General features: G+C 75.3%; 18 protein-coding genes, 1 tRNA gene and 1 pseudogene. 5 read left to right on the forward strand and 15 right to left on the reverse strand.

Annotation, left to right across the window (positions count from 1 at the left end):
• Window positions 1-11 precede the first annotated feature (11 nt).
• Genes ACIO9K_RS20675 through ACIO9K_RS20685 form a run of 3 tightly spaced genes read right to left on the reverse strand, consistent with a single transcriptional unit; the run spans window position 12 to window position 4,310 of the window.
• Window positions 12-1,376 (reverse strand): AAA family ATPase, encoded by a 1,365-nt coding sequence (locus tag ACIO9K_RS20675; protein ID WP_400331670.1) that lies wholly within the window; start codon window positions 1,374-1,376, stop codon window positions 12-14.
• Entirely contained in the window at window positions 1,373-2,998 is a 1,626-nt protein-coding gene (locus ACIO9K_RS20680) for a hypothetical protein (protein WP_400331672.1), read from the reverse strand. The genes ACIO9K_RS20675 and ACIO9K_RS20680 overlap by 4 nt, the downstream gene beginning before the upstream one ends.
• A gap of 55 nt (window positions 2,999-3,053) precedes the next feature.
• A complete protein-coding gene (locus ACIO9K_RS20685; RefSeq protein WP_363619938.1) occupies window positions 3,054-4,310 on the reverse strand; it encodes a hypothetical protein in 1,257 nt (418 codons plus the stop codon).
• 287 nt (window positions 4,311-4,597) lie between these two features.
• Here ACIO9K_RS20685 and ACIO9K_RS20690 point away from each other — a divergent pair, with 287 nt between their 5' ends.
• Complete coding sequence (locus tag ACIO9K_RS20690) at window positions 4,598-5,254, forward strand: histidine phosphatase family protein (protein ID WP_363583574.1); 657 nt, start codon at window positions 4,598-4,600, stop codon at window positions 5,252-5,254.
• 21 nt (window positions 5,255-5,275) lie between these two features.
• Here ACIO9K_RS20690 and ACIO9K_RS20695 read toward each other — a convergent pair whose 3' ends face one another.
• Window positions 5,276-6,865, reverse strand: coding sequence for a tetratricopeptide repeat protein (locus ACIO9K_RS20695; RefSeq protein WP_400331675.1), 1,590 nt, complete (start codon window positions 6,863-6,865; stop codon window positions 5,276-5,278).
• 438 nt (window positions 6,866-7,303) lie between these two features.
• Here ACIO9K_RS20695 and ACIO9K_RS20700 point away from each other — a divergent pair, with 438 nt between their 5' ends.
• Both ACIO9K_RS20700 and ACIO9K_RS20705 read left to right on the forward strand, forming a co-directional pair.
• On the forward strand, window positions 7,304-7,828 hold the full coding sequence (locus tag ACIO9K_RS20700) for a hypothetical protein (protein ID WP_363619934.1): 525 nt from the start codon (window positions 7,304-7,306) through the stop codon (window positions 7,826-7,828).
• Window positions 7,829-7,946: 118 nt separating this feature from the next.
• The gene (locus ACIO9K_RS20705) at window positions 7,947-8,882 is read left to right on the forward strand and encodes a spermidine synthase (protein WP_400331678.1); all 936 of its coding nucleotides are present in this window, start codon (window positions 7,947-7,949) and stop codon (window positions 8,880-8,882) included.
• A 322-nt stretch (window positions 8,883-9,204) separates the two neighbouring features.
• Here the strand turns inward: ACIO9K_RS20705 and ACIO9K_RS20710 are convergent, their stop codons facing one another.
• From ACIO9K_RS20710 to ACIO9K_RS20730, 5 genes and pseudogenes are all read right to left on the reverse strand, one after another.
• Window positions 9,205-10,116, reverse strand: a complete 912-nt coding sequence (locus ACIO9K_RS20710) for a hypothetical protein (RefSeq protein WP_400331681.1) — start codon at window positions 10,114-10,116, stop codon at window positions 9,205-9,207.
• Between the two features lie 110 nt (window positions 10,117-10,226).
• Complete coding sequence (locus tag ACIO9K_RS20715) at window positions 10,227-10,673, reverse strand: DUF4442 domain-containing protein (protein WP_363583564.1); 447 nt, start codon at window positions 10,671-10,673, stop codon at window positions 10,227-10,229.
• Window positions 10,674-10,806: 133 nt separating this feature from the next.
• Window positions 10,807-10,882: transfer RNA gene (locus tag ACIO9K_RS20720), tRNA-His, on the reverse strand.
• A gap of 127 nt (window positions 10,883-11,009) precedes the next feature.
• The gene (orn, locus tag ACIO9K_RS20725; RefSeq protein ID WP_400331684.1) at window positions 11,010-11,612 is read right to left on the reverse strand and encodes an oligoribonuclease; all 603 of its coding nucleotides are present in this window, start codon (window positions 11,610-11,612) and stop codon (window positions 11,010-11,012) included.
• Window positions 11,613-12,534: 922 nt separating this feature from the next.
• Window positions 12,535-13,537 (reverse strand): annotated as a pseudogene (locus ACIO9K_RS20730) (helix-turn-helix domain-containing protein); the annotation flags it as partial.
• A 1,000-nt stretch (window positions 13,538-14,537) separates the two neighbouring features.
• On the opposite strand from ACIO9K_RS20730, the gene ACIO9K_RS20735 reads away from it, so the two are divergent.
• Window positions 14,538-15,338: a GNAT family N-acetyltransferase gene (locus tag ACIO9K_RS20735; RefSeq protein ID WP_400331687.1), complete on the forward strand. Its 801-nt coding sequence runs from the start codon at window positions 14,538-14,540 to the stop codon at window positions 15,336-15,338.
• 161 nt (window positions 15,339-15,499) lie between these two features.
• On the opposite strand, the gene ACIO9K_RS20740 is transcribed toward ACIO9K_RS20735, so the two are convergent.
• Window positions 15,500-16,567, reverse strand: coding sequence for an HAD family hydrolase (locus tag ACIO9K_RS20740; RefSeq protein ID WP_363619927.1), 1,068 nt, complete (start codon window positions 16,565-16,567; stop codon window positions 15,500-15,502).
• Between the two features lie 426 nt (window positions 16,568-16,993).
• Window positions 16,994-17,548, reverse strand: coding sequence for a hypothetical protein (locus tag ACIO9K_RS20745; RefSeq protein WP_400331691.1), 555 nt, complete (start codon window positions 17,546-17,548; stop codon window positions 16,994-16,996).
• 72 nt (window positions 17,549-17,620) lie between these two features.
• On the opposite strand from ACIO9K_RS20745, the gene ACIO9K_RS20750 reads away from it, so the two are divergent.
• Window positions 17,621-18,100, forward strand: a complete 480-nt coding sequence (locus tag ACIO9K_RS20750; RefSeq protein ID WP_363620161.1) for a universal stress protein — start codon at window positions 17,621-17,623, stop codon at window positions 18,098-18,100.
• 170 nt (window positions 18,101-18,270) lie between these two features.
• Here ACIO9K_RS20750 and ACIO9K_RS20755 read toward each other — a convergent pair whose 3' ends face one another.
• The 4 genes from ACIO9K_RS20755 to ACIO9K_RS20770 all read right to left on the reverse strand — a co-directional run bounded on the left by ACIO9K_RS20755 (window position 18,271) and on the right by ACIO9K_RS20770 (window position 24,826).
• Window positions 18,271-19,461 carry an acyl-CoA dehydrogenase family protein gene (locus ACIO9K_RS20755; protein WP_063349303.1) on the reverse strand — a complete coding sequence of 397 codons (1,191 nt, stop codon included), beginning with the start codon at window positions 19,459-19,461 and terminating at the stop codon, window positions 18,271-18,273.
• A 172-nt stretch (window positions 19,462-19,633) separates the two neighbouring features.
• Window positions 19,634-20,620 carry a hydroxymethylglutaryl-CoA lyase gene (locus ACIO9K_RS20760; RefSeq protein WP_400331694.1) on the reverse strand — a complete coding sequence of 329 codons (987 nt, stop codon included), beginning with the start codon at window positions 20,618-20,620 and terminating at the stop codon, window positions 19,634-19,636.
• Window positions 20,617-22,926, reverse strand: a complete 2,310-nt coding sequence (locus ACIO9K_RS20765) for an acetyl/propionyl/methylcrotonyl-CoA carboxylase subunit alpha (RefSeq protein ID WP_400331697.1) — start codon at window positions 22,924-22,926, stop codon at window positions 20,617-20,619. Before ACIO9K_RS20765 ends, ACIO9K_RS20760 begins: the two co-directional genes overlap by 4 nt.
• A 187-nt stretch (window positions 22,927-23,113) precedes the next feature.
• Window positions 23,114-24,826, reverse strand: a complete 1,713-nt coding sequence (locus ACIO9K_RS20770; RefSeq protein WP_400331700.1) for a carboxyl transferase domain-containing protein — start codon at window positions 24,824-24,826, stop codon at window positions 23,114-23,116.
• Between the last annotated feature and the right edge of the window lie 35 nt (window positions 24,827-24,861).

Consider the following 24,861-nt stretch of genomic DNA (forward strand, 5'->3'; position numbering starts at 1 on the left):
CGCCCGGCCGGTCAGCCCAGCCGCACCCGGTGGCCGCTCAGGTGGTGCAGCACCTGGTGGTTGGCCTCCCAGCCGTCCGGGAAGGCGACCGGGACGCCCAGCTGGACCGGCTCGGTGGACGGGTGCTCGTCCAGCAGCTCGCCGATCCCGGCCCGGGCGACCACGATGCAGGCGTGCCGGTGCCGGGAGGCGAGCACGCACAGCCGGCCGGTCTCCAGGTGGAAGGCCGTCGCGTCGGGCCGCCCGGACAACGGGTGCAGCACCACCGTGACGTCGTACTCGCGGCCCTGCAACCGGTTGGCGGTGTCCACCGTGACGGCCGGGCCGACCGTCTGGTCCACCGGGACGCCCACCCTGAGCAGGGCCGCGCGGACGGCCGCGGCCTGGTCCCGGTGGGCGGTGCCGACCGCGATCCGGTCGGCGGTGAGAGGCGCCTCGCCCTGCTCGGACCGGGCGGTCAGCCCGCGCTCCAGCAACCGCCGGACGGTGGCCGCGACGGCCGCCACCGCCTGCGGATCGGTCCGCACGGTGTGCCGGGCGGGCAGCTCCAGCAGCGCCCAGCCGTGCTCGGCGGCCCGGTCGATCGCGGCGTCCAGCGCGCCGCCGTCCGGCCGGACGGCGGCGCTCAGCCGGCGGTCGTCCGGCCCGGTGCCGGAGCGGAACGGCGTGTACGGGTAGAACGCCCGCGAGATCAGCGGCGCCGCGCTGGCCGGCAGCCGCCAGGAGACCGGCAGCCGGTGCGGCTCGATCTGCGGGTTGTGCGCCAGCATGGTGACCACGGCGCTGCTCGACGGGTCGTACGACAGACCCGCCCACTGCTCGGTGCCGACCACGGTGAACGGGTCCAGCTGGCCCGGGTCGCCGACGAACAGCGCCCGCTCGAACAGCCGGGCCACCGCGAGCAGGGCGTCCGAACGCATCTGGTACGCCTCGTCGACGATCGCGTGCCGCCACGGCGCCTCGGCCCGCACCCACTGCCACTTCGCCGAGGTGGAGACCACCACGTCGTGCTCGACCAGCTCGGCGACCTTGTCGGAGGGCGTGACGTTGGCGTGCTTCAGCACCTCCGGGCCGGGCCGGGCGTCGGCGGCGTGCAGCCGGCCGATCGTCAGGTCCGGCGCCTTCTCGGCGAGTCGGCCGACCAGGTCGTCCACCTGGCCGTTGGTCTGGGCGACGATCATCAGCCGCTCGCCGGCCTCGACCAGCTCCCGGGCCGCCCGCACCACCAGCGTCGACTTCCCGGCGCCGGGCGGGGAATCGACCACCACGCCGCGCGGGGCGCCGGCCGCCGGGTGGACGGTCGCGGTCAGGATCCGGGCCACGGCGGCGTCGGCGGCCGCGCCCGGTGCCTGCTCGGCGCTCGACTCGGCCATCATTCCCACTCCTCGGAGACGGACGGGGCGGGTGCGGGCGCGGCGCCGGGCGGGCCGCCGTGCGTCCACGGGGTGTCGTCCGGCTCGGGCAGCGGCGCGGACTGGCGGACCGTCAGCTCGAACAGGGTGAAGGTGACCGGATCGCCGGGCTCGGGCAGGCTGCCCGGCTCGGGCTCCTTCCTGCGCCCCATGCCGGACAGCAAGCGCAGGGTGATGGTGCCCCCGGCCGGGTCGACCGCCGCGATCTCCGCCTTCTGCGGGGACCGGCCGCCGCCGGCCTCCGGCTGGGGGGACCCCCACACCCGGTGCGCCTCCCGTCCGAGGTCCGCGTGCGGGCGGTCGGCGGTGCGCAGGGTGATCAGCGGGCGCGGCTTGGGGGAGCGGCCGGTGGTGTCGTAGTCCGGCACCACCTCGGTCACCACGCCGCTGAACGCCTCGCCGGACAGCCGGTGTTCGGCCATCGCCAGCGGATCGTCCAGCGCCTCCTGGACGTCCAGCCGGGTCTGCTCGCGCTCGCGCTGGGCGAGCTTGCGGGCGGCCGTGACGGCGTCGTCCTGCCGCGGCTGCGGCGGCTCGCCGGCCGCCAGCCGGTCCCGGTGGCCGGTGTAGGACCAGCGGTCGCCGGTCCAGCGTTCCGCCAGGTGCCCGGCGGGCGGCAGCCCGCGCAACAGGTCCAGGCCGCGCCAGACGTCCCGCCAGGTGGGCAGCAGCACGGCCGCCAGCACCTCGCGCAACTGCTCGACCGCGGCCCGGACGGCCGCCCGGGCACGCTCGGCGGCGGCCTCGTCGCGCTGCTCGGTGCTGTGCTGAAGGGCGGCCGTGGCGGTGTCGTAGCGGGCGATCGCCGGGGCGAGCACGAACTCGTCGAAGCGCGGATCGGTGGCCGGGCCGGCCGGCGGGTGCAGCAGCTGCCCCCGGTCGTCGCGGCCGGACTCGGCGCGCTCGGCCGCCTCGGCACCGGTCAGGCCGTCCGGCGGGGCGTGCCAGGCCAGGTGGGCGGCCAGGTGCTGGTCCTCCAGGTGGCTCTGGCCGGTGGCCCAGTGCCGGGCCAGCAGGCCGGTCATCGGCAGCAGCAGGCTGGTGCCGGGCACCTGGGCGCGGTCGGTGAGGTGGGTCAGCCAGCGGCCGAGCAGCGGCACCCGCACCGGCGCGGGGTACGGCCCCGGTTCGTCGTCCTCGACCGTGCGGCGGAACCGGGTGGAGCGGCCGAGCAGGGCCAGGTGCCGCACGCCCGCGCCGTTCGGCACGATCAGCTGCGGCGCGTCGGCGCACAGCTCGCGGAACACCTGGGTCTTCTCGCCGGTCTCCGGGTCCTTCTCGGAGCCCTCGATCTGCTCCACGTCCTCGGCGAAGGACTCCAGGTACGGCAGCAGGTCGGCGGCCAGCTCGGCCAGGAAGTCGAACCGCAGGGTGCGGTTGAGCGGCTGCGGTACCAGGTGCAGCCGGGGCGCGTCCCGGTCGGTGCCCAGCAGCACCGCCAGCGGCGCGCCGGCCTCACCGGCGGCCGTCAGCGGCACGACCACCATCGGGCGGTCGGACAGGTGCCGGTGCCGGACGGTGGCCAGCGGCTCGGCCCGCCCGCTGCGGACGGCCTCCAGCCGGGCGAGGGTGGTCAGCAGGCTCATGCGCCCGCCCCCGCCTCGGGCCCGCCGCGTTCGCGTACGGCCGTGCTGCGCCCGCTCATGCGTGGCCCGCCGTCGGGGCCTTGCCCAGCGCCTCGGCGCGCAGCGCGGCCGCGTAGGCCAGCCGGTCGGCCGCCTCGTCCACGTCGGTGTCGGCGGTGTCGGCGTTGTCGTCCAGGTCGGCGTTCTCGGCCACGGCGGCGGTGCCGGCTTCGGCGGCGGCCAGGGCCCGCGTCACCGTCCGGATGCTGCCCAGTTCGCCGCGCACGCCCCGGCCGAGCTGCTCGACCCGGTCGCCGCAGCGGGCCTGGGCGCGGCAGTGGAAGCCGAGCTCGCAGGTGGAGAGGCAGTCCGGGCCGTACGCGGCGGGCACCGCCTGGACCGAGGCGGTCAGCTCCTCGGCGGAGCGGGCCGGCACGCCCTCCTCGTCGGCCGCCAGGTCGAAGTCGGCGCCCGCCGGCAGCTCCGCCAGCAGCCGGTCGATGCCGGTCATCCGGCTCAGCTGACGGCGGGTGGTGGCCAGCTCGCGGCGGACGTCGACGGCGACGGCCGTCGGCCGGTTGCCGAAGTCCTTCGGGCAGACCAGCAGCACGCTCGACCGGGGGCTGCCGGGCAGCCGCTGCTCGGTGTACGGGTCGGCGTCGAGCGGGTGGCCGGCCAGCGCGGCGGCGGTCCGCTGGAGCGCCAGCACGTACACGGCGGCCTGGCGGGCGGCGGCGCCGACCTTGGCCGGGTCCGCGCCGCCGTCCAGCACGGGGAAGGACTTGATCTCGACCACCGTGCACCGCCCGCCGTGCACCACGACCGCGTCCGGCTCCAGGTAGGCGGTGCCGCCGGCCACGTCCAGGCGCAGCATCGGGTGGTCCAGCAGCGTCCAGGCGTCCGGGTCGGCGGCGGCCCGGGCCAGCGCCTCGACCGTCCGGTCGGCCCGGACGGCGGGCCCGGAACGGTGCAGCAGGTCCGGCACCTGCAACGGGGTGCCGCCGTCCGCCGGGACGCCGAGGTGGCCGCGCAGCGGCTCCAGCAGCGCGGCGTAGTCGTCCGCCTTCAGCCGGGACTCGAAGATCACGCCGCGGGCGATCGCGAACGGGGACTGCCCGAAGGGCGCGGGGCGGCCGAGCCGGGCGGCCAGCGTCGACTTGTCCACCCCCGCCGCGTCGAGCACGGCGCGGCGGTGGCAGCCCGGATTGGCGGCGAGCGCGGCGAGGGAACGGGCGTTCAGGCTGCGCTGCGGCGCGGGACCGCGCAGTTCGGCGAGCCGCTGGGCGAGCGGCTCAGCGTGCCCGGTGGACGGGACGTTCGTCGAGACGTTCATGGTGCGGCCCAGTGTCGCACCCGGGTCCGACAATGCGGTGCGGACCGGCCTGTTCCGGCCTGAACCGCGCGTGCGTGCCGGGTGGGGACACCCCGGGACCCGGCCGGCCCGGGCACCGAGGCCGTTTCGGTCCGCCGCCCCCTCCGGGCCGTTTCGGCCCGCCGTCGCCTTCCGGGCCGTTTCGGCCCGGCCCGCGATCGTGCCCGCCGTCCGGGTGAGGGATCATGGAACCCGGTGCTCAAGGGTGAGACCGACCGTTGCCACCGCCCCGCTGCGAGGAGCCTGCCATGCCCGCCCGAATCGTGCTGGTCCGCCACGGCGAGACCGAATGGTCGGCCACCGGCCGCCACACCGGCCGCACCGACATCCCGCTGACCGAGGAGGGCAGGGCGATGGCCCGGGCGCTCGGCGCCCGCCTCGCCAAGGCCCCCTGGAACGGGCTGCCGGACGCGCTCGTCTACACCAGTCCGCTCGGCCGCGCCGAGGAGACCTGTGCCCTGGCCGGCTTCGGCGACCGGGCGGTGGAGCGCCCGGAGCTCCTGGAGTGGGACTACGGCCAGTACGAGGGCCGCACCGGCGCGGACATCCGCGCCACCGACCACCCCGGCTGGCTGATCTGGCGCGACGGCGTGCCCGGCGGCGAGAAGCTCTCCGAGGTGGCCGCCCGGGTGGACGCCTTCCTCGCCGGCCTCAACGAGGAGCACGGCGTCCCCGAGCCGGACACCACCGTCATGCACTGCGCGGACCGGGACGTCGTCCTGTTCGCGCACGGCCACCTGCTGCGCATCCTGACCGCGCGCTGGCTGGGCCTGCCGCCCGAGTTCGCCCAGCGCTTCAAGCTCGGCACCGCCGCGCTCTGCGTGCTCTCCTGGGAGTACGGCGCGCCGGCCGTGGAGGTCTGGAACGACCTCTCCCACCTGGAGGGCCTGGCCGCCGGTCACTGACGGACTGTCAGGATCCCTCCCTCAGGCGGCTGTCGCCTGGTCGTACCCGGCCAGGAAGTGGCGCACCTCGGTCACGGCGGCGTGCGGGCGCAGCCGTTCGGCGGTGTCCGCCAGCATGCTCCGGATCCGGGCCGAGCGGACCTCGCCGAACAGCGCCACGGCGGCCGAACCGTGGTGCGCCGCACCCGCCAAGTCGCCCCGGCCGAGCCGGTCGTGGGCCAGCTCGGCGGTGTACAGCACCCGGTTGCGGACGAAGTGCGGCTTCTGCAGTGCTATGGCCAGCCCGGCCTGCTCGCTGGCGCGGTCCCAGTCGCCGAGCGCGGACCAGCACTGCGACTGCAGGCCGGCGATCTCCGCCTCGCCGAAGAAGGACATCCACTCCGGATCGTCCTCGGAGCGGCCGCGGCCGAACAGCGTGTACGCCCGGGCGATCGCGCGTTCGCAGGCGGCGCGGTCCTGCAGCAGCGCCCAGCCGCCGGCCTCCCGCATGGCCAGCAGTGCGAGCAGCCGGGCGGAGTCCAGCTGGCGGGCGGCGACCTGCCCGGCCTGGGCGGCGCGCAGCGCCTCGCGGGGGCGGCCGGCGTCCCGGGCGAGGAAGGCGCTGTTGCAGAACACGTGCGCCTCCAGTGCGGCGTCGCCGGCCATCCGGGCGGTGGCGAGCGCCTCGGCGTAGAGCGAGCGGGCGTCTGCCAGCCGGTTCGAGTCGTGCGCCAACCAGCCCACCGAGATGGCGAGTTCGCCGGCTCCGGCCTGGAGCCGGCGTTCGGTCTCCGCGCTGTACTCGCCCTCGTTGAGCAGCAGGTAGGCGGTGCGCAGCGACTGCCCGGCGCGTTCGAACAGGGTGTCGCCGCCGTGCGCGTCGTCGGCCAGCCGGATCTCCCGGACGGCCTCCTCGACGCCGAGCACCTCGGCGGCGCCGACCTTGCGGGGTGGCGGTACCGGCCCGGGGCGGCCGGGCACGAAGGCGCCGGGGCCGGGCTCGAACAGCACCGGTGCGGCGGGGTCGGCGGGGGCACTGCCGGCGGCCGCGGCGGCGGCCACGGTCGGCCGGTCGATGCCGATCACGGTGGCCAGCGCGGTCGGGCCGCCGGCCAGGAACGTACGGCGACGCACGTCGTCGTTCTCCTCGTCGAGATAGGGCGATCCATCAGGCCCCCGGGGCACCGCGACGGCCTTCGGCCACGGGGGCCTGGTCGGAGCGGCTGGATCCGCGTACGGCGAGGCAGCGTACGGGAGTTGAGTGGAGAGTGGTGAGCGCGGGGCGGGCGGGGGCGGGAACGGTGGGTGGAGCGGGGGGGCTTCGGCCCTCCCGCCGGCACCGTCCGCCGGGCGGCGGCGTACGGCGGTCCGGGGGGAGAAGCCGAGTTCGGTGAGCGTGCGATCCGGCCACATGTGCCGGAAGACCCGCTCGTAGGCGTAGTTGGGGCAGCGGATCTCACCGGATTCGACCCGTCCGACGTAGCGGGCGTCGCAGGAGACGTGCTCCCCGATCTCCCGGGCCGCCCGGCGCACGGCCATGGCGAACTCGCCGGGTGAGCGGTCGCCGCGCAGTGCGCGCATCACGGCGTTGGGTGACGGGCGGTTCGGCTCGGCCGGTGGGGTGGCTGCCATGGTGCGCTCCGTGGTCGTGCGGAGGGTGGTGGTGCGGGCGCGCGGCCGGCGGCGCCGGAGGTGCGCGGGTGTCGGGTGCGGGGGCGAAGTGCGGGTACGGTCCGGGTGTCGGCACGGTGGTGCGCGACGGTGCGGGAACGGCCCGGTGTGGCCGGTGGGGTCGTTGCGACCCGCCACCGACAGTACCGGGCGTGACCGGTCGACCACAGCCGGTTCCTGGGAGATGTGCCCCCAATTCGGTATAAAGCGGGCGTGGTTGCGGGTTATCCGCCATGAAATGCCATGCCTTGCTGTAAGGCGCCCCGTGGCCTGCGCGGTGTCCGCCGCGTTGTCCTGATACGTGGAAGCCCAGGCCGTCGCCCCGGCCTGCCGTCCGTCCCAGCGGCCCCCACCTCCCGGGCGGCGGCGCTTCCGACCCGACGAGGTACAGGAGGGCCCATGATGGCCACCGGACTGCCGCAGTACCGACCGGCCGCCGGCGGCGTGCTCGCCGGCGCCGCCCCCGCCCTGCTCCCCGACCCGGCCGACGACCGGATCCCCGGCCGGGGCCCGGTCGAAGGCGGACGCGCCCCCCGCGGCGGCCGGCACCCCGGCCACCGCCTCGGCCCCGGACCGGACCAGGACACCCTCGTCACCACCTGCGACACCGTGACGGTCGCCCTGCGGCACGGCCTGGAGGCGGTGGACATCCTGCGGCTGCGCAGGGCCTGCGGGGCCGTCCTGCAGAGCCGCAACGGCAGCACCGTCACCTTCCTCGTCCCCGCCGGCACCAGCGAGACCTGGCACCTGCCCGGCAGTTCCTGTACCGCCGGCGCCCTGCTGCCGACCGCCACCGACCCACGGTGGGTGATGCCCCCCTCCGGCGCCGCCTGCGCCGCCCGCCCCACCGACGCCTGGGTGCTCCGATCCGCCCTCTGCGAGGCCGCCTGCACGCTCACCGCAGGCGGCCTCGGCCCGTTCTAGCGGGCGTGCCGTGCGGATCCCGCCGGGCCCGCGAGCCTGGCCCGCCCCTCCGGCCGGATCCACCTGGCACGCCCCCGGACCTCCCTGACCGGCGAGGCCTCCCCGCCCGGCGGCGATAATGGCGGTCATGGGACGAAGCAGCAGAGCAGCCCGGGGCACGGGCCGCGGCACCGAGCGCGACACCGGGCCGGACGTCACCGGCCCCGGCGGCCGCACCCACGCCCAGGGCCCGCTCACCCGCCCGGTCGGCTCCGGCCTCGCCGAACTGCGCCCCGACCGGGACCGCCCCGCCGCCTGGTCGCTGCTGATCGACGGTGCCCCGCAGTCCATGGTCGACCTCGCCGACCCCACCCACCTCGGTTTCGAGTACCAGCGCCGGCTCGGCCACCTGATCGACCTGGTCGCCCCGTCCGGCCGCCCGCTCACCGTGCTGCACCTCGGCGGCGGCGCCCTCACCCTGGCCCGTTACGTCGCGGCCACCCGGCCCCGCTCCCGCCAGCAGGTCGCCGAGATCGACACCGCGCTCACCGAACTCGTCCGCACCGAGCTGCCGTTGGAACGCAGCTGGCAGATCAAGGTGCGCGGCGCCGACGCCCGCAGCGTGCTCGAACGCACCCCCGAGGGCAGCGCCGACCTGGTCATCACCGACGTCTTCTCCGGCGCCCGCACCCCGGCCCACTGCACCACCGTCGAGTTCACCGCCCTCGCCGCCCGCGCCCTCGCCCCCGGCGGCTGGTACGCGGCGAACATCGCCGACGGCTCGGCGCTGCCCTTCGCCCGCTCCCAGATCGCCACCCTCGGTGCGGTCTTCCCCGAACTGTGCCTGGTCGCCGACCCCGCCGTCCTGCGCGGCAAGCGCTTCGGCAACCTCGTCCTCGCCGGCGCGCACGCCCCCCTCCCGATCGCCGACCTCACCCGCCGCGTCGCCTCCGACGCCGCCCTCGGCCGGGTCGAACACGGCCCCGCCCTCACCGCGTTCGCCGCCGGGGCCGTCCCCGCCACGGACGCCACCGCCGCCCCCTCCCCGGCCCCGCCCCCGGGCGTCTTCCGCTGACCTCCCGGCTGACTGCCCGATTGACCGCCCGGCGGGGCCGCGTCCGGCTCACCGCTCGGCGGGGCGCCCGGCTGACCTCCTGGCTGACCGCCCGGCGGGGTTGCCCAGCGCCTGAACTCCTTTGACGGCGGTCCGGGTCGAGGCTGACAGCGGTGGTCGCCGTCCGGCCTGCGCCGGCTCGGCATCCCGACTCCGGCCCGGACGCGGAGCCGTCCCGGCCGGCGAGGAGTGCGACCCGGATCGGCAGCACGCCGCCCGGCTCGCCCCCGGGCGTGCACGTCCGCGGCCGGCGCTGGAGCCGTCGCCAGGAGCGTGAGCCCGGTCAGTGCCCGCGCGGCAGGCCGCGGTGCTTGCACATGGCCGCGCCGGTCAGCAGCAGCCCGGCGGCGATCGGCGCGAGGACGGCGGTCGCGGTGGCGGAGCCGTCGCCCACGACCGTCACCGTGGCGGTGTCGGCGAGCACGAGGGTTTCGGGCGGCTGGGCGGGTGCGCCGGGCCCGACCGGAGGGGCGGTGGTGGTGCCCGTCCGGTCACGACTCGTGGCGGGTCCGGCCGCGCTCCGCCCGTCCGGGGCGGTGGCCTCCTGGACCGGGGGCGCGTCGGCCGCCCCGGACGGGCGGGTGGTGGCGGCCGGTGCGGCGGAGCGGCCTCCGGCGGCGCCGGACCGTGCGGTGGCGGGCAGTTCGGCGGGCCCGCCCTCCCGGGAGGCGCGGGTCTCGGCGGGGCGGCCCTGGGCGGGGACGGTGTCGAGCAGTCCGGAGGCGATCGCGAAGGCGTCGGGGACGGCGGCCCGTTGGCCGGGCAGGGGGAGGCCGCCGGCCCGGATCCGGTCCTGGAAGACGCTGCCGACCGTGTCGGTGGCGCCGTCGATCCCGGCGTCGGGGACGGCGCCGGTCAGTTCCCCGGCGAGCCCGGGGGAGGGGCGGTCGGTCTCCTCGGCCGCCGGGCGCCCGGCGGCGTCGGACCGCTCGGCCGACGGCCCGTCGTACGCGGGCCGCCCGGCCTGGACGAGCCGGCCGGGCGCCGACCCGCCGGTCAGGGTGCGGCGGACGGCTGGTCGGGTCTGGTCCGGCAGCGGGTCGGCGGAGGCGCCCTGCGCGCCGAAGCCCCCGAGTTGGGCGAGGAGGGCGCCGCCGGCGGCGAGGACGCGGGGCAGCCACCGGCCGATCGCGCGCCGTGCGCCGACGCCACGGGGGGCGGGTTCCTGGGGCTTGGTCGCGTGATTGGCTCGCATGTGAGTTGAGAACGAGCGGACGGGTCGTGAGGTCACGCCCGCCGTCACGGACAGTCATCGCACGGGTGGCCCCGGGGCCGGGTTGCCCGGGGCCACCGGCCGTGGCGCGGTCAGGAGTTGGGGCGCAGCGTCCAGGTGACGGTCATCACACCGGTGACGGCGCCGTCGGCGCGGGTGATCTCGACGGTGACCGGGAACTCGGGGCGGCCGCCGGCGTCCAGCTCGGCGACGACCTCGGCGGCGGGGCGACCGAGGACGGCGGTGGCGGTGACCTCGCCCATGGCGAGCTTCTTGTAGGCGATCTCGGCGTTCACCGCGAGCGGCACGGCCCGGGAGAGCTGGTCGCCGAAGGCGGCGAGCACGATGCAGCCGCTGGCGGACTCGGCGAGGGTGAACATCGCGCCGGCGTGCGGTCCGCCGACGTGGTTGTGGTACGCGGGCTGGTCGGGCAGTCGCAGTACGGCGCGGTCCGGGGCGGTCTCCAGGTACTCCAGTTTGAGGGTGTGCGCCATCGGCACGGTGGAGTCGAGCAGCTGGCCGATCGAAGGTGTGGTCATGGCAGGAATGTTACTAGCCGGTAGCTTCTGACGGCAGGCCTGCGCCGGGAAAACCCGAACCGCGGTGGAGAGTTGAGGAAACGCGAAAACGCCTGAGGGGCCGATCTCTCGAAGAGATCGGCCCCTCAGGCTCTGGGGTGAGTGACGGGACTTGAACCCGCGGCCACCTGGACCACAACCAGGTGCTCTACCAACTGAGCTACACCCACCATCTGTCCGGCCCGTTCCCGCTTCCGCGTTCCCGTTCCGACAGGAAGAACTCTACAGGATCCGGGAGGGTGCTCGCGCCAGGCTTTCGTCCAGGCGAACGCGGGCACCTCTCCCGGGCTCCTCCGGTCAGCCCTCCGGGGCCTGGTACTTCTCGGCGATGGCGTGCGCGGTGTCGGTGTCCGGTCCGGGCTGCGGGACGAACACCGCCTCGCGGTAGTACCGCAGTTCGTCGATGCTCTCGCGGATGTCGGCGAGCGCCCGGTGGTTGCCGCCCTTCTGCGGGCTGTTGTAGTACGCCTTCGGGTACCAGCGGCGGGCCAGCTCCTTGATCGAGGAGACGTCCACGATCCGGTAGTGCAGGTGCTTCTCCAGGGCCGGCATGTCCCGGGCGAGGAAGCCGCGGTCGGTGGCCACCGAGTTCCCGCACAGCGGCGTCCGGCCGGCCTCCGGCACGTGCTCGCGGATGTACGCGAGCACCCGCGCCTCGGCCTCGGCCAGCGTCACGCCCTGCTCCAGCTCCTCCAGCAGGCCGGAGGAGGTGTGCATCGCGCGCACCACCTCGGGCATGCCCGCCAGCGCCTCCGCCGGCGGGCGGATGATGACGTCCACACCCTCGCCGAGGATGTTGAGCTCGGAGTCCGTCACCAGTGCCGCGACCTCGACCAGGGCGTCCTGGTCGAGGTCGAGGCCGGTCATTTCACAGTCGATCCATACCAAACGGTCATTCACACAACTCACCCTACGGCGCGATCACGCGCCGCGGGGACCGGCGGAGCCGAGCGGGGCTCCGGGGCACAGCCCTCGGCCTGGTGCTCCTCCGCGCCGCCGTGCGGGCCGTGACCGTCCGGCCGCTCGCCCTCCCGCCCGGTCCGGACCGCGTGACCGTCCCGGGCCGGACGGGCCTCGCGCGCCGCCCGGGCACCGTCGGTCGCCGCCGTCCGGCCGCCCTGCGGACGGGCCTGCGGCACCCGTGCCTGCCGGCCCCGGAGCTCGCCCGCCCCGGTCGTCGGCTGCCCGGTGGGGGCGGGGGCCGGCACCCGGCCGCTCGCCGAGCCGTGACCGCGGGCGGAGCCCGCCGCGGCACCCGGTTCGTCCGCGGGCCGTTCGACCGCACTGCGGTGCCCCTGCCCCTGGCCGCGCGCCCCCGGCTGGGGGTGGCCGTCCTCCGCCGCCGCGTGCTCCGCGGTGCGCGGCGGACGCCCCGCCCCCGACCCGGCCTGCGGCGGCACCAGCGGCGACCGCACCGGACCGCGCCCCGCCGCACCCTGCTGCCCGGGGTGCGGCTGCTGCGCGGCCTGCTGGTGCGGGTACGGCTGCCCGGCACGGGCGTGGAAGGCCCGGTCGGCCGACGTCCCGGCCTGCCCCGGAGCGAACGGGCCGGGCTGGCCGTGCGGGCCCGGCTGCCCCGCCGAGGCCGGTGACGCGCCGTGCGGCAGCGGCTGGCCGTGCGGTCCGGCCTGCGCCGGTGCGCCGTTCCCGGCCGGGAACGGGTACGCGGGCTGCGCGCCGTGCTGCGTGCCGTGCTGCGTGCCGTGTGCCCCGCCGAACAGCGCCGCGCCCGCCGCCGACCCGGCCGCGACCGCCGCGTGCGGCAGCGCGCCGGGCAGCCGCAGGTCGCCGCCGTGCGGACCGGTCGGCACCGCCGACTGCGGCCCGGGCCGGCGTGCCCGGTAGCTGGTCCGGTACGCGGCCGGCGAGACCCCGAGCTGGCGGCGGAAGTGCCCGCGCAGCGCCACCGGCGAACGGAACCCGCACCGGCGGGCGACGTCGTCCACCGACAGCTCCGAGGTCTCCAGCAGCCGCTGCGCCTGGAGCACCCGCTGGGTGATCAGCCACTGCAGCGGCGCGCTGCCGGTGAGCGTGCGGAACCGCCGGTCGAAGGTGCGTCGGCTCATGTACGCGCGGGCCGCCAGCACCTCGACGTCGAACTGCTGGTTGAGGTTCTCCAACGCCCAGGTGACCACCTCGGCCAGCGGGTCGTTGCCGATCTCCTCCGGTAAAGACTGATCGATGTACTGGGCCTGTCCGCCGCCGCTGCGACGGCTCGGGACCACCAGGCGGCGGGCCAGCGCGTTGGCCGCCTCGGCGCCGTGGTCGCTGCGCACCACGTGCAGGCACAGGTCGATGCCGGCGGCGGTGCCGGCCGAGGTGAGCACGTCGCCGTCGTCGACGAAGAGCTCGCGCGGGTCCACGTGCACCCGGGGGTAGCGCTTGGCCAGTGTCGGCGCGTACATCCAGTGGGTGGTCGCCGGACGGCCGTCCAGCAGGCCGGCGGCGGCCAGGACGAAGGCGCCGGTGCAGAGCCCGATGATCCGCGCGCCCTCGTGGTGGGCCTTGCGCAGGGCGGTGATCGCCTCGACCGGCGGGGGCTGCGAGATCGAGCGCCAGGCCGGTACGACGATCGTGCCGGCCCGGGCGAGGGCCTCCAGACCGTACGGAGCGGAGAGGGTGAGGCCGCCGGTGGTGGCGAGCGGGCCGTCCTCGCCGGCGCAGACCAGCAGCCGGTAGCGCGGCACCCCGGCGTCCTGGCGGTCGACGCCGAAGACGGACAGCGGGATCGAGCTCTCGAAGATCGGGGCCCCGCCGAAGATCAGCACCGCGACGGTCTCCCGGCGGCGGCGGCCGGAGAGCTTGCGCGGGGCGGAGACCGTCATCGGGGTCGACGAGCCGTTCGCGCCCGGGCCACCGCCGTGGCCCAGCGGGCCGTGGCCGGGGGAGCCCAGGGGGAGGCCGGCGAGCGGGCCGCCCAGGGAGCCGGTGGGGGCGCCGTTCAGGCCAGGAGTGCCGTTCGCCCCGATCGCCCCGATCGCGCCGTTCGGCGCGCCCGTCCCCGGGTAGCCGGGGTAGGTCGGGAAGTCGGCGCCGTAGGCCTGCGCCGGGCTGACGGTGCCTCGGCTGACGGACTGTCCGGAGTGTGACTGCTGGCCGCCGTGCACTGCTCCGCCGTGTGCCGACCCGCCGTATGCCTGCCCGCCGTACGCGGGACCGCCGTACGCCTGCCCGCCGTGTGCCGCTCCGCCGTGCTCCGCGGCCGCCGCCGGGGTGCCGGTGGCGGCGGTGCCGGGGGAGGGCACTGTGGGGTGCGAGGAGTGCGAGGCGGCGCCCGGGGTGCCGGAGTTGCGGGTGGTGGCGGCGGTCGCGGAGGTGCCGGTGCTTCTCGCGGACCGAGCCGCGATACCGGCCGCCGCCTGGCCGCTGTCAGGACCCGCGTCGCTCCTGCTCACCCTGCTCAAGGCGCTCAAGCCCCCTCGGTGGTGTGGTGTGGGTGGTGCGGCACTGCTCGCCAAGATCGAAATCTATCGGGTTGACCATTGCCGTTGTGACAAGTTCACCATCCGACGCTATGTCGACATGGCAATTTGGCGTGATGCATTCGATCACGAAGCGTGGCACCCGTCGACCCTTCTGGGAAGAGGGCCGGTGTAACGGTGGCTGGTTGTCGCGGGGCCGCTCCTGGGGCGTCCGGCCCGCGCGCGCCCGGTCGGCGGGTCTGGGCTGCGGATTTGCCCAAGCGGGAGGGATTGGCGCGAAATTGACCGAAAATCGGCGGTGCACGAGAGGGCGCACGAAATGAGCTCGTGCGCCTCCCAGGCTTCATCCGGCCAGGGCCGGGGCGGCGAAACCGGGGCGTGACGTCCGGGTTACCGTCCTGCCGTGAACACCAACAGCCGGCTCGAACAGGCCAACGACAACGCCGCCGCCTTCTGGCTCGCCCAAGCCCACGTGCACGGCTGGCGGTTCCGCACCCGCCCGGGCTTGACGGCGGTCCGCTGCGCCCGCACCCCGGAGGACTCGCACCGCTTCGTGGTCACCGGTCCGTATATCGAACCAGCGCTGGTGGAAGGCGAATTGGCGGACCTCCTGAAGGAGTGGGAAACCATCTGCTTCACCCTGGAGGACCCGTACGGCGCACTCGACCTGACCAGGTTCGGCGCCACCCGGATGCCGGTCATGCCGGTGATGACCCGTGAACCCGGCCCGGTCGACGGCGTCCCGGCCGTCCTCCCCTTCCGCTCGGAGGCGTACGGCGGAGGAGCCCTGACGGTCGATGAGGCGCTGGACGGCGATGCTTTCGCGCAGGTCGAGCGTGCGATCGTGGACGGCTTCCCGCTGCCCGCCCGGCAGCCGTGGACCCGTGGCGACGCGCTGCCGGAACAGCTCCTGCGCGAACCCGGGCTCCGGGCCTGGCTGGGCCGCGTCGACGGCGCCACCGCCGGCACCTGCCTCACCTACGACGACGGCCGGGCCACCGGGGTGTACTGGGTCGCCACCCTGCCCACCCGGCGCGGCCAGGGCGTGGCCCGTGCCGTGCTCCAGACCGCCCTGGCCCACGCGCACCCCGATCGCCCGGCCACCCTGGTCGCCACCTCGCTCGGCGAACCGCTCTACCGCAAGCTCGGGTTCACCGAGCAGGCCCGCACCTGCTGGTGGACCCGGACCTCCGCGCACGGCTGACGGCCGGGCCGCCCCGCGGCGGGTCGTCGCCAGGTGCGGGGCGGGTCGCCAGGTGCGGGGCGGGTCGCTGGTTGCGGTGCGGTGCGGTGCGGTGCGGTGCGGTGGGGTGCGTGAAGGGCGTGTGGGGCGGGGTGCGCGAGGTGGCGCCTTCAAGCAGGGCGCTACGGGGCGGCCGCCGCCGGTGCGACGGCGAACGTGGTCCGCGCGGGCCCGACCCCATCCGCCGCCGTGCGGACGGCCGTTGGGCGCGCCACCGCGACGGGGCGCAGCACGCTCGACCCAAGGTCCGTCGCCGGGCCCGCGCCGGGGATCAGGCCAGGACGGCTGTCGGCGACCACGGCAAACTCGCCGGTACGGTTTCGGACATCCGACCCCGCCGTCGAACCATCGGGGGCACTCGCCGCTCCGGCGTTCACGGCGGCAGGCGTGAACGGGCCGTCAGGGGCGGATTCCGTCAGCTGTGCGCCGGTCAGCGCGCCGGCGAGCGCCCCCGCGCGCACCGGCACCCCGGCGGACCGCCGCTGGACCGGCCCGCCCGCGCGCAGGCCTGGCCTGGCCGACGGCGCGCCGCGTGCGGCGAGCACCTGGCCGACGGCCTCCGGCAGGCCGGCCGCCTTCAGCGTCGGCCGGTAGCCGCTCTCGGCCCAGGGCCGGCCGTGGTGCAGCCAGACGCTGCGCAGGCCGGCCAGTTCGGCGCCGGCGATGTCCGCGGGCGCGTGGTCCCCGACCATCCAGGTGTGCGCGGCCCACGTCCCGGTGGGCGCGACGCCGCACCGCTGGGCGGCGATCTCGAAGATCAGCGGATCCGGCTTGACGCAGTCGGCCTCCTCGGAGATGACCCAGCCGTCGACCAGCGGCCCCAGCCCGGTCAGCCGGATCTTCTCCAACTGCGGCCGGGTGCCGCCGTTGCTGACGATGCCGAGCGTCCACCCGGCCGCCCGTGCCGCCCGCAGCGCGTCGACGTGTCCGGGCGGGCAGTGGATGTGGGAGTTGATACCGCGTCGGTAGTGGGCGAGCAGGAACTCGGCGGAGACGTCCAACCCGTAGCGGCGCCGGACGGCAGACAGTACGGTGCTGCGCGGCACGTAGCCGCCGCCGTCGAGGGTGACGAACCAGTCGAGGTCTCCGGGCGGCAGGTCGCGCTCGGACAGGAAATCCTGAGCCCAGGCCCGGAAAGCGGCGTCCCTGGGGAGCAGCGTGTTGTCGAGGTCGAACAGGAGCAGGGGCATGCCGAGCATGGTGCCAGCGGCCGCGCCTATGCACCTGGCAAATGCCAGACCGCGTCGCGAAGCCGTACGTAGTGGCTGAAACGGGTTCCAGAACCTGGTGTACGGGTGGGTCCGGGCGGGCCGGCTGAGGCTGGCGGGACGTGACGGTTCGCGACGTGTGGCAACGGATCGTCGCCGATCCATGACAGTCCGGTCACGGTGTCCGGCAGGCCTGTTGCGTCGCCCGGTCCGCTCAGTCAAGCTCCAGGGAACCTCCTTTCTGGAGGGGGCGCGTGGCCTGCGGGCAGGGCGCACTGCCGACGGCGGGCGCATCCTCCTTTCGCGGGAACAATGCCGCTCCGAGGCCTCACCGCTGGGCTGGGCCTCACACCCGTCGTACTCTGAAAGGAACAGGTCACATACGGTGCTGCGCGGCGCAGACCGACGTCATCCCGTGGGCGGGCCTGCTGCCCGGGCGGCGTTGTCCTCTCCTGTCGGCCCCTCTCCCATGAAGAGCCGTGAGCCATGGCTGGTTTTGAGTCCTTCCGACCGGTGGAGCCGGACGCGCCCCGCAACGCGGGCGCAGACACCGGGGACGACGGCGGCCGCGCGGACCTCGCTCCAGCCGACGGCCACGCCGATGCATCGGGTCGCCTGCCCGCCAGCAGACAGGCCGATGGCCGGGCCGACGCCCAGGCCGACGAGCCGGGCTGCGTACCGGCCGACGAGCACGGGGGTGAGCGTGGGGGCGAGCTGGCTGATGATCGTGTCGACGAGCACGCCGGCGAGCGGGTTGGCGACGCCGCCGCCCAGCGAGCCGGCGAACCAACTGGCTCCTCGGGCGTCGCTGGTACCGCCGATCTCACCCCGGGCGCCGAGGAAGCAGGCCTGGAGCCGGGCGCTCCCCGGGGCCTCGTGCGCGCTCTGTGCGGCCTCCTGGTCCGACGGGGCGGCCTCGCCCGGCATGACCGTCCAGGGCCTCGCCAGCGGCGTGGCGGGCACCCGGCCGACCCCGGAGGGTCTCCGGTGACGGGCCGCCTGGGCCCGGGCGCCGAGCGTCCGGAGGCGTCCGGCCTGCCCGGCGCGCACGCCGAGTCGACGGCCCGGGACGCGTCCGCACGCTCCCTCGACCCGGTCTTCCAGCACGGCGTGGTCGTCGGCTTCGACGGCTCCCTGTCGAGCGAGCGCGCCCTCGCGTACGCGGTGGGCATGGCGCGCCGTTCGCAGTGCGGCCTGGTGATCGTGCACGTCGCCAACCGCCTGCCCGCCACTGTCTGGGCGGGCTGTGAACCTCCCGTCTTCGTCGACCTCCCCGACCACCGGACCGAGGTCCTGGGCCTGGAGCTCGCCTGCGCGGACTTCCTCACCGGGGTGCCGTGGATCCTGATCGAGCGGGGCGGCGACATCTGCCACGAGATCGAGGAGGTCGGCCGCGAGTACGCCGCCGACGCGATCGTCGTCGGCACGACGCACGGCCTGCTCGGCAAGATCTTCGGCTCGGTCTCCGGGCGGCTGGCGCGGCGGGCCAACCGCCCGGTGATCGTGATTCCCTGACGCTCCGTCGGGCGCTGCGTGTCCGCGCCCCCGGAGACGTCTCCCCGTTGTCGGCCGATAGTGCCGGCCGCCGATGGTGTCGGCCGCCCCGCGGACTTCGGCCTGCTCCTCTGTGTCGTGGGCTCCTCAATGCCGCCTGAGGAGCGGGTAGTTGCTCCGGTGGGGCCGGATCAGAACCCGGCGCCGATCTCCCGGGCGATGAGCATGCGCTGAACCTCCGATGTGCCCTCCCCGATTTCCAGGATCTTGCAGTCGCGCCAGAAGCGGGCGACCGGGAACTCGTTCATGAAGCCGTACCCGCCGTGGATCTGGGTCGCCTCGCGGGCGTTGTCGACGGCGGCCTCGGACGAGTACAGCTTCGCGATCGCGGCCTCCTTCTTGAACGGTTCGCCGTGCAGCAGCCGGGAGGCGGCGTCCCGCCAGGCCAGGCGGGAGGTGTGGGCGCGCAGCTCCATGTCGGCGAGCTTGAACTGGATGGCCTGGTTGGCGCCGATCGGTCGACCGAAGGCCCGGCGCGTGCCGGCGTACTTGACGGACTCGTCGACGCATCCCTGGGCCAGGCCGGTGGCCAGGGCCGCGATCGCGATGCGGCCCTCGTCGAGGATCCGCAGGAACTGGGCGTAGCCTCGGCCACGCTCGCCCAGCAGGTTGGCCGCGGGAACGCGGCAGTCGGTAAAGGACAGTTCGCGGGTGTCGGATGCGTTCCACCCGACCTTCGAGTACTTCTTCGATACCTGGAACCCCGGGGTCCCGGTGGGCACGATGATGGAAGAGATTTCGCGCGTTGGCGAGCGGAATTCGCCTTCTTCACTCGAACGAGCGATCGGTTCCGTGAGTGCGGTGACGGTGACCAGACCGGTGATGTCCGTGCCGGAGTTGGTGATGAAGCACTTGGTGCCGTTGATGACCCACTCGTCGGTGGTCTCGTCGTACCGCGCGGTCGTGCGGGTCGCGCCGGCGTCCGAGCCGCCCTCGGGCTCGGTCAGGCCGAAGGCGCCGAGGAGTTCGCCGGAAGTCAGCCGGGGCAGCCACTCGCGCTTCTGCTCCTCCGTCCCGAACCGGTGGATCGGCATCGCGCCGAGCGAGACGGCCGCCTCCAGGGTGATCGCCACCGAGGAGTCGACCCGGGCGAGTTCCTCCAGGGCGATGCCCAGTGCGAAGTAGTCGCCGCCCATGCCGCCGTACTCCTCCGGGAAGGGCAGGCCGAACAGGCCCATGCGCCCCATCTCGCGGACGATCTCGTAGGGGAACTCCTCCCGCTCGTAGAACCCGCCGATCTTCGGCGCCACCACGTCCTGGGCGAACTCGGCGACGGTGCGCCGCAGTTCCTCGTACTCGCTGCTGAGCCGGTGGTCGAACACGGTGATCCTCCTGGAGCCCGGCCGGGGTGGCCGCGGGCGTGAGCGGGACGACCGGCGTCCGTCTGACGGTGTGACGGTCGCACGGTGTGGTTGGGCGATGAACGTGGTGCCCGGTGCCGGCCGCGGCCGGGATTCCGCGCGGCCGGCACCGGGGAGCGGTGGTGCGGCGGGGTCAGCCCCGGGCGGCGCCGAGCAGCGCCTGGACGGTGCGGGACGGGCTCGGACGGCCGAGCCGCTCGGCCATCCACCCGCTGGTGGCGACCAGCGCGCGCAGGTCGACCCCGGTCCGGATGCCGAGCCCGTGCAGCATCCACACCAGGTCCTCGGTGGCCAGGTTGCCGGTGGCGCTCTTCGCGTACGGGCAGCCGCCGAGCCCGCCCGCCGACGCGTCCACCGTGGTGACCCCCTCGCGCAGGGCCGTCAGGGTGTTGCTGAGCGCCTGGCCGTAGGTGTCGTGGAAGTGCACGGCGAGCCGGTCGGCCGGCACCCCGGCCCGCGCGAATCCGGCCAGCAGGGCGCCGACCTGCCCGGGGGTGGCCACGCCGATGGTGTCGCCGAGGCTCAGCTCCGCGCAGCCCATCTCCAGCAGCCGCACGCCGTACGCGACCACCTGGGAGACCGGGACCGGACCCTCCCAGGGGTCTCCGAAGCACATCGAGAGGTAGCCGCGGACCGCCAGCCCTGCCTCGGTCGCCCGCGCCACGACCGGGCGGAACATGGCCATCGCCTCGTCCGCCGAGCGGTTGAGGTTGCGGCGGGCGAAGGTCTCGGTGGCGCTGGCGAACACCGCGACGTCGGTGGCGTGGTGGGCGAGCGCCCGGTCGAGGCCGCGTTCGTTGGGCACCAGTACCGGCAGCCGAAGGCCGGGGTGGCGCTCCGGCAGGCCGGCGAGCCGGGGCATCAGCTCCTCGGCGTCGGCCAGCTGAGGGACCCATTTCGGGTGGACGAAGCTGGTGGCCTCGACGGTGCGCAGCCCGGCGGCCGCGAGCCGGGCGATGAACTCCGCCTTGACCTCCACGGGCACCAGGGAGCCCTCGTTCTGCAGCCCGTCGCGCGGTCCGACCTCGTGGATCCGGACCTCCTCGGGCAGGCCGGGGGCGCGGACGGGGTCGGGCAGGCCCAGGTCCAGCGCGTCGGGCTCGCGGGCGGGTGCGGTCATGACCGCACCCCGGCGGCCGCGGGGGCGCCCTGCTCGTCGGCGCCGTCCCCGGCCGGGGCGACCACGACCAGCAGTTCCTCCATCGCGACGGTGGCGCCGGCGGTGGCCCGCAGCTCGGCCACGACACCGTCGTGCGGGGCGGCGATCACGTGTTCCATCTTCATGGCCTCCAGCACGAGCAGGGGCTGGCCCTTGCGGACCGTCTCGCCCGTCGTGGTCTTGACGACGGTGACGGTGCCGGGCATCGGGGCGGTCAGGGCGCCGTGGTGGGCGGCGGTTCCGGCGGCGCGCTCGCCCACCGGGTCGTGGGCGTGCAGCGACCAGGCGTCGCCCTCGACGCCGAGCCAGGTCACCGGGCCGGCGGCGAGGCCGGGAGCGGCGTCGGTGGCCAGCGCGAACGTGGTCTGCAGGCCGTCGACGGTCAGGTGCAGCCGGTCGGCGGTCCGGGTCGCGCGGGCACGGTGGACGGGCCCGGCGCCGAGCCGGAGCTCGACCTCGCGGGTGAGCTCGGCGGGATTGTCAGTGGCATCGGCTACGTTGCCCGCAGTGATCGAACGGATGCGCACCGAGACCGGATCCTGGCCGGGGGTACGGAGTCGGTGGGTGGTCCAGGCGGGGGTGCCCCTCAGGCGCCAGCCGGAGGGAAGGGAGAAGGGGTCGGTCCAGCCGCCGGGGTCGGCGGCCGGGGTGAGGTCCAGGTGCCGCGCCAGCGCGGCCGCGTAGTAGAGGAGGTGGGCAGGTGGTGGCGTCTCGGCCGCCAGCGGGTCGGCAGTTGTGGCATCGGCCTCGTGCGCGTCATCGGCCTCGTTGGCCTTGGCGGCCTCGCCGGTCTCGTTCGCGTCGCTCGGCGCGTTCGCCGGGGAGTACGGCGAGGCGAGCAGGGCGGGCTGCTGTTGGGCCGTCTGTTCCACCAGGCCGGTGTCCAGTCGGCCGGCGACGACCTCGGGGTGTGCGAGCAGCCGTCGCAGGAAGCCGGTGTTGGTGGTGACGCCCAGGATGCGGGTGTCGGCCAGCGCGGCGCGGAGCCGGCGCAGCGCGGTCGGGCGGTCGGGCCCGTACGCGATGACCTTGGCGAGCATCGGGTCGTAGGCGCTGGTGACGACGGATCCGGGGGCGACTCCGGAGTCGACGCGCACGCCCTCGCCCTGGGGCTCGTCCAGGACGAGGATGCGGCCGCCGGTGGGCAGGAAGTCCCGTTCCGGGTCCTCGGCGCAGATCCGGGCCTCGATGGCGTGGCCCAGGAAGGAGATGTCGGACTGATCGAAGGAGAGCCGTTCGCCCGAGGCGATCCGCAGCTGCCACTCGACCAGGTCGAGTCGGGCTGAATCGTCGCCGACGGCGACGGCGAGTTCGGTGACGGGGTGTTCGACCTGGAGGCGGGTGTTCATCTCCATGAAGAAGAAGTCCCGTACCCCCTCGGTGGAGGAGGTGGCGGGGGAGTCCGGGTCGATGCCGGGAACGATGAATTCCACGGTGCCGGCCCCGGTGTAGCCGCAGGACTCCGCGGCGCGGACGGCCGCGGCGCCCATCGCGGCGCGGGTCTCGGCATTGAGCAGAACGGAGGGGGCTTCTTCGATCAGTTTCTGATGGCGGCGCTGGAGGCTGCATTCGCGCTCGCCGAGGTGGACGGTGGTGCCGTGGGCGTCGGCGAGCACCTGCACCTCGATGTGGCGCGGCCGGTCGACCCAGCGTTCCAGCAGCAGGGTGTCGTCGCCGAAGGCGGTCCGGGCGACGCGGCGGGCGGCGGCGATCTCGGTGGGCAGGTCGGCGCGGTCCCGCACGAGGCGCATACCCTTGCCGCCGCCTCCGGCGGACGGCTTGAGCAGGACGGGGTAGCCGATCTCCTCGGCGGCGGCGAGGAGTTCCCCGTCGGTGGGCGCGGTGGCCTGGCTGCCGGGGACCACCGGAACGCCGGCGGTTCGGACGGCTTCCTTGGCGTTGATCTTGTCACCCATCAGCTCGACCGCACCGGGAGGAGGCCCGATGAAGACGAGGCCGGCGTCGGCGCAGGCGCGGGCGAAGCCGGCGTTCTCGGCGAGGAAGCCGTAACCGGGGTGCACGGCCTGGGCCCCGGTGCGGCGGGCGGCGGCGAGGATCTGGTCGGTGCGCAGGTAGGTCTCGGCCGCCGAGCTGTCGCTGCGGTCAGCGGGGCCGAGCCGGACGGCGACGTCCGCCTCGCGGACGTGCGGCGCGTCGGCGTCGGCGTCGCTGAACACGGCGACCGAGCGCACGCCGAGCCGCCGCAGGGTGCGGATCACCCGGAGGGCGATCTCGCCGCGGTTGGCGACCAGAACTGTGTCGAACATGGGAGGCGTTCCTCCGGGTCGAGGGGAGCCGTACGAAGGAGGTGGCGGCGGAGTGGCGGCGGGAGGGGAGGGCGCCGGCCCGGGCGGTGAGCCGGCGCCGCGGGAGTCACGCCCGCAGGAGCGGGGTCACACCGACAGGAGAGGAGAGGTCGCGTGGGAGGGGCGGGTCACACCCGCCGGGGCGGGGTCACATCCGGAAGACCCCGTACGGGCCGGGCGGCGGAAGCGGGGCGTTGGCGCAGGCGGTGAGGGCGAGGCCGACGACGGTGCGGGTGTCCATCGGGTCGATCACGCCGTCATCCCAGAGGCGGGCGGTGGCGTAGTAGGCGTTGCCCTGGCGCTCGTACTGCTCGCGGACGGGGCGCTTGAACTCCTCCTCCGCCTCGGCCGGCCACTGCTCGCCGCGGGCCTCCAGTTGGTCGCGGCGGACGGTGGCGAGGACGGACGCCGCCTGCTCGCCGCCCATCACGGAGATCTTCGAGCCCGGCCACATCCACAGGAAGCGAGGTGAATAGGCCCGGCCGCACATCGAGTAGTTGCCGGCTCCGTACGAGCCGCCGATCACCACGGTCAGCTTCGGGACGCGGGTGCTGGCGACGGCGTTGACCATCTTGGCGCCGTGCTTGGCGATGCCGCCCGCCTCGTACTGCCGGCCGACCATGAATCCGGTGATGTTCTGCAGGAAGAGGAGGGGGATGCCGCGCTGGTCGCACAACTCGATGAAGTGGGCGCCCTTGAGGGCCGACTCGGAGAACAGCACGCCGTTGTTGGCGACGATGCCGACGGGGTGGCCGTGGATCCGGGCGAAGCCGGTGACCAGGGTCGCGCCGTACTCGGCCTTGAACTCGGCGAACCGGCTGCCGTCGACCAGCCGGGCGATCACCTCGCGCACGTCGTAGGGCGTGCGCGGGTCGACCGGGACGGCCCCGTACAGGCCGACCGGGTCCACGGCCGGCGGCTCGACCGGGGTGAGCGGCCACGGCCTGGCCGAGCGCGGGCCGAGCCCGGCCACGATCGTGCGGACGATGGAGAGGGCGTGGGCGTCGTCCTCGGCCAGGTGGTCCGTCACCCCCGAGGCGCGGGAGTGCAGGTCACCACCGCCCAGTTCCTCGGCGGTGACCACCTCTCCGGTGGCGGCCTTCACCAGCGGCGGCCCGCCCAGGAAGATCGTGCCCTGGTTGCGGACGATCACGGCCTGGTCGCTCATCGCCGGGACGTACGCCCCGCCGGCGGTGCAGGAGCCGAGTACGGCGGCGATCTGCGGGATGCCCGCGGCGGAGAGCCTGGCCTGGTTGTAGAAGATCCGGCCGAAGTGGTCGCGGTCCGGGAAGACCTCGTCCTGCATGGGGAGGAAGGCGCCGCCGGAGTCCACCAGGTAGACGCAGGGCAGCCGGTTCTCCAGCGCGACCTCCTGGGCGCGCAGGTGCTTCTTCACGGTCATCGGGTAGTAGGTGCCGCCCTTGACGGTGGCGTCGTTGGCGACCACCACCACCTCGCGTCCGGCGACCCGGCCGATGCCCGCGATCACCCCGGCCGCGGGCGCCGCCTCGTCGTACATCCCGTCGGCGGCCAGCGGGGCCAGTTCCAGGAAGGGCGAGGCCGGGTCGAGCAGGGTGTCCACCCGGTCGCGGGGGAGCAGCTTGCCGCGCGCCGTGTGCCGGGCGCGGGCCCTGGCACCGCCGCCGAGGGCCGCCGCGTCGAGCTTCTCGCGCAGCTCGGCGACGAGGGCCCGGTGTGCCTCGGTGTTGGCCCGGTAGGCGGTGGAGCCCGGGTCGACCGCGGTGCCGAGCCGGGGAGCGGGAGCAGCGGCTCCCGGCGGTACGGCGCCCGGCGCCGCCGTGGTGCCGGCCGCTGCGCTGCCATGGACGCCGGTGGGTACACCGGCGGTTGAGATGACCATTCCCAAGAGCTCCCTTGCCCTCGGCACCAGGTGGG

The organism is Kitasatospora sp. NPDC087271 (assembly GCF_044744605.1).
Lineage (GTDB): Bacteria > Actinomycetota > Actinomycetes > Streptomycetales > Streptomycetaceae > Kitasatospora.

Excerpts from the sequence above, each read along its gene's own strand:
- ACIO9K_RS20675 (WP_400331670.1), bottom strand. The coding sequence starts at position 1,376 with ATGATGGCCGAGTCGAGCGCCGAGCAGGCACCGGGCGCGGCCGCCGAC.
- ACIO9K_RS20680 (WP_400331672.1), bottom strand. The coding sequence starts at position 2,998 with ATGAGCCTGCTGACCACCCTCGCCCGGCTGGAGGCCGTCCGCAGCGGG.
- ACIO9K_RS20685 (WP_363619938.1), bottom strand. The coding sequence starts at position 4,310 with ATGAACGTCTCGACGAACGTCCCGTCCACCGGGCACGCTGAGCCGCTC.
- ACIO9K_RS20690 (WP_363583574.1), top strand. The coding sequence starts at position 4,598 with ATGCCCGCCCGAATCGTGCTGGTCCGCCACGGCGAGACCGAATGGTCG.
- ACIO9K_RS20695 (WP_400331675.1), bottom strand. The coding sequence starts at position 6,865 with ATGGCAGCCACCCCACCGGCCGAGCCGAACCGCCCGTCACCCAACGCC.
- ACIO9K_RS20700 (WP_363619934.1), top strand. The coding sequence starts at position 7,304 with ATGATGGCCACCGGACTGCCGCAGTACCGACCGGCCGCCGGCGGCGTG.
- ACIO9K_RS20705 (WP_400331678.1), top strand. The coding sequence starts at position 7,947 with ATGGCGGTCATGGGACGAAGCAGCAGAGCAGCCCGGGGCACGGGCCGC.
- ACIO9K_RS20710 (WP_400331681.1), bottom strand. The coding sequence starts at position 10,116 with ATGCGAGCCAATCACGCGACCAAGCCCCAGGAACCCGCCCCCCGTGGC.
- ACIO9K_RS20715 (WP_363583564.1), bottom strand. The coding sequence starts at position 10,673 with ATGACCACACCTTCGATCGGCCAGCTGCTCGACTCCACCGTGCCGATG.
- ACIO9K_RS20740 (WP_363619927.1), bottom strand. The coding sequence starts at position 16,567 with ATGCCCCTGCTCCTGTTCGACCTCGACAACACGCTGCTCCCCAGGGAC.
- ACIO9K_RS20760 (WP_400331694.1), bottom strand. The coding sequence starts at position 20,620 with ATGACCGCACCCGCCCGCGAGCCCGACGCGCTGGACCTGGGCCTGCCC.
- ACIO9K_RS20765 (WP_400331697.1), bottom strand. The coding sequence starts at position 22,926 with ATGTTCGACACAGTTCTGGTCGCCAACCGCGGCGAGATCGCCCTCCGG.
- ACIO9K_RS20770 (WP_400331700.1), bottom strand. The coding sequence starts at position 24,826 with ATGGTCATCTCAACCGCCGGTGTACCCACCGGCGTCCATGGCAGCGCA.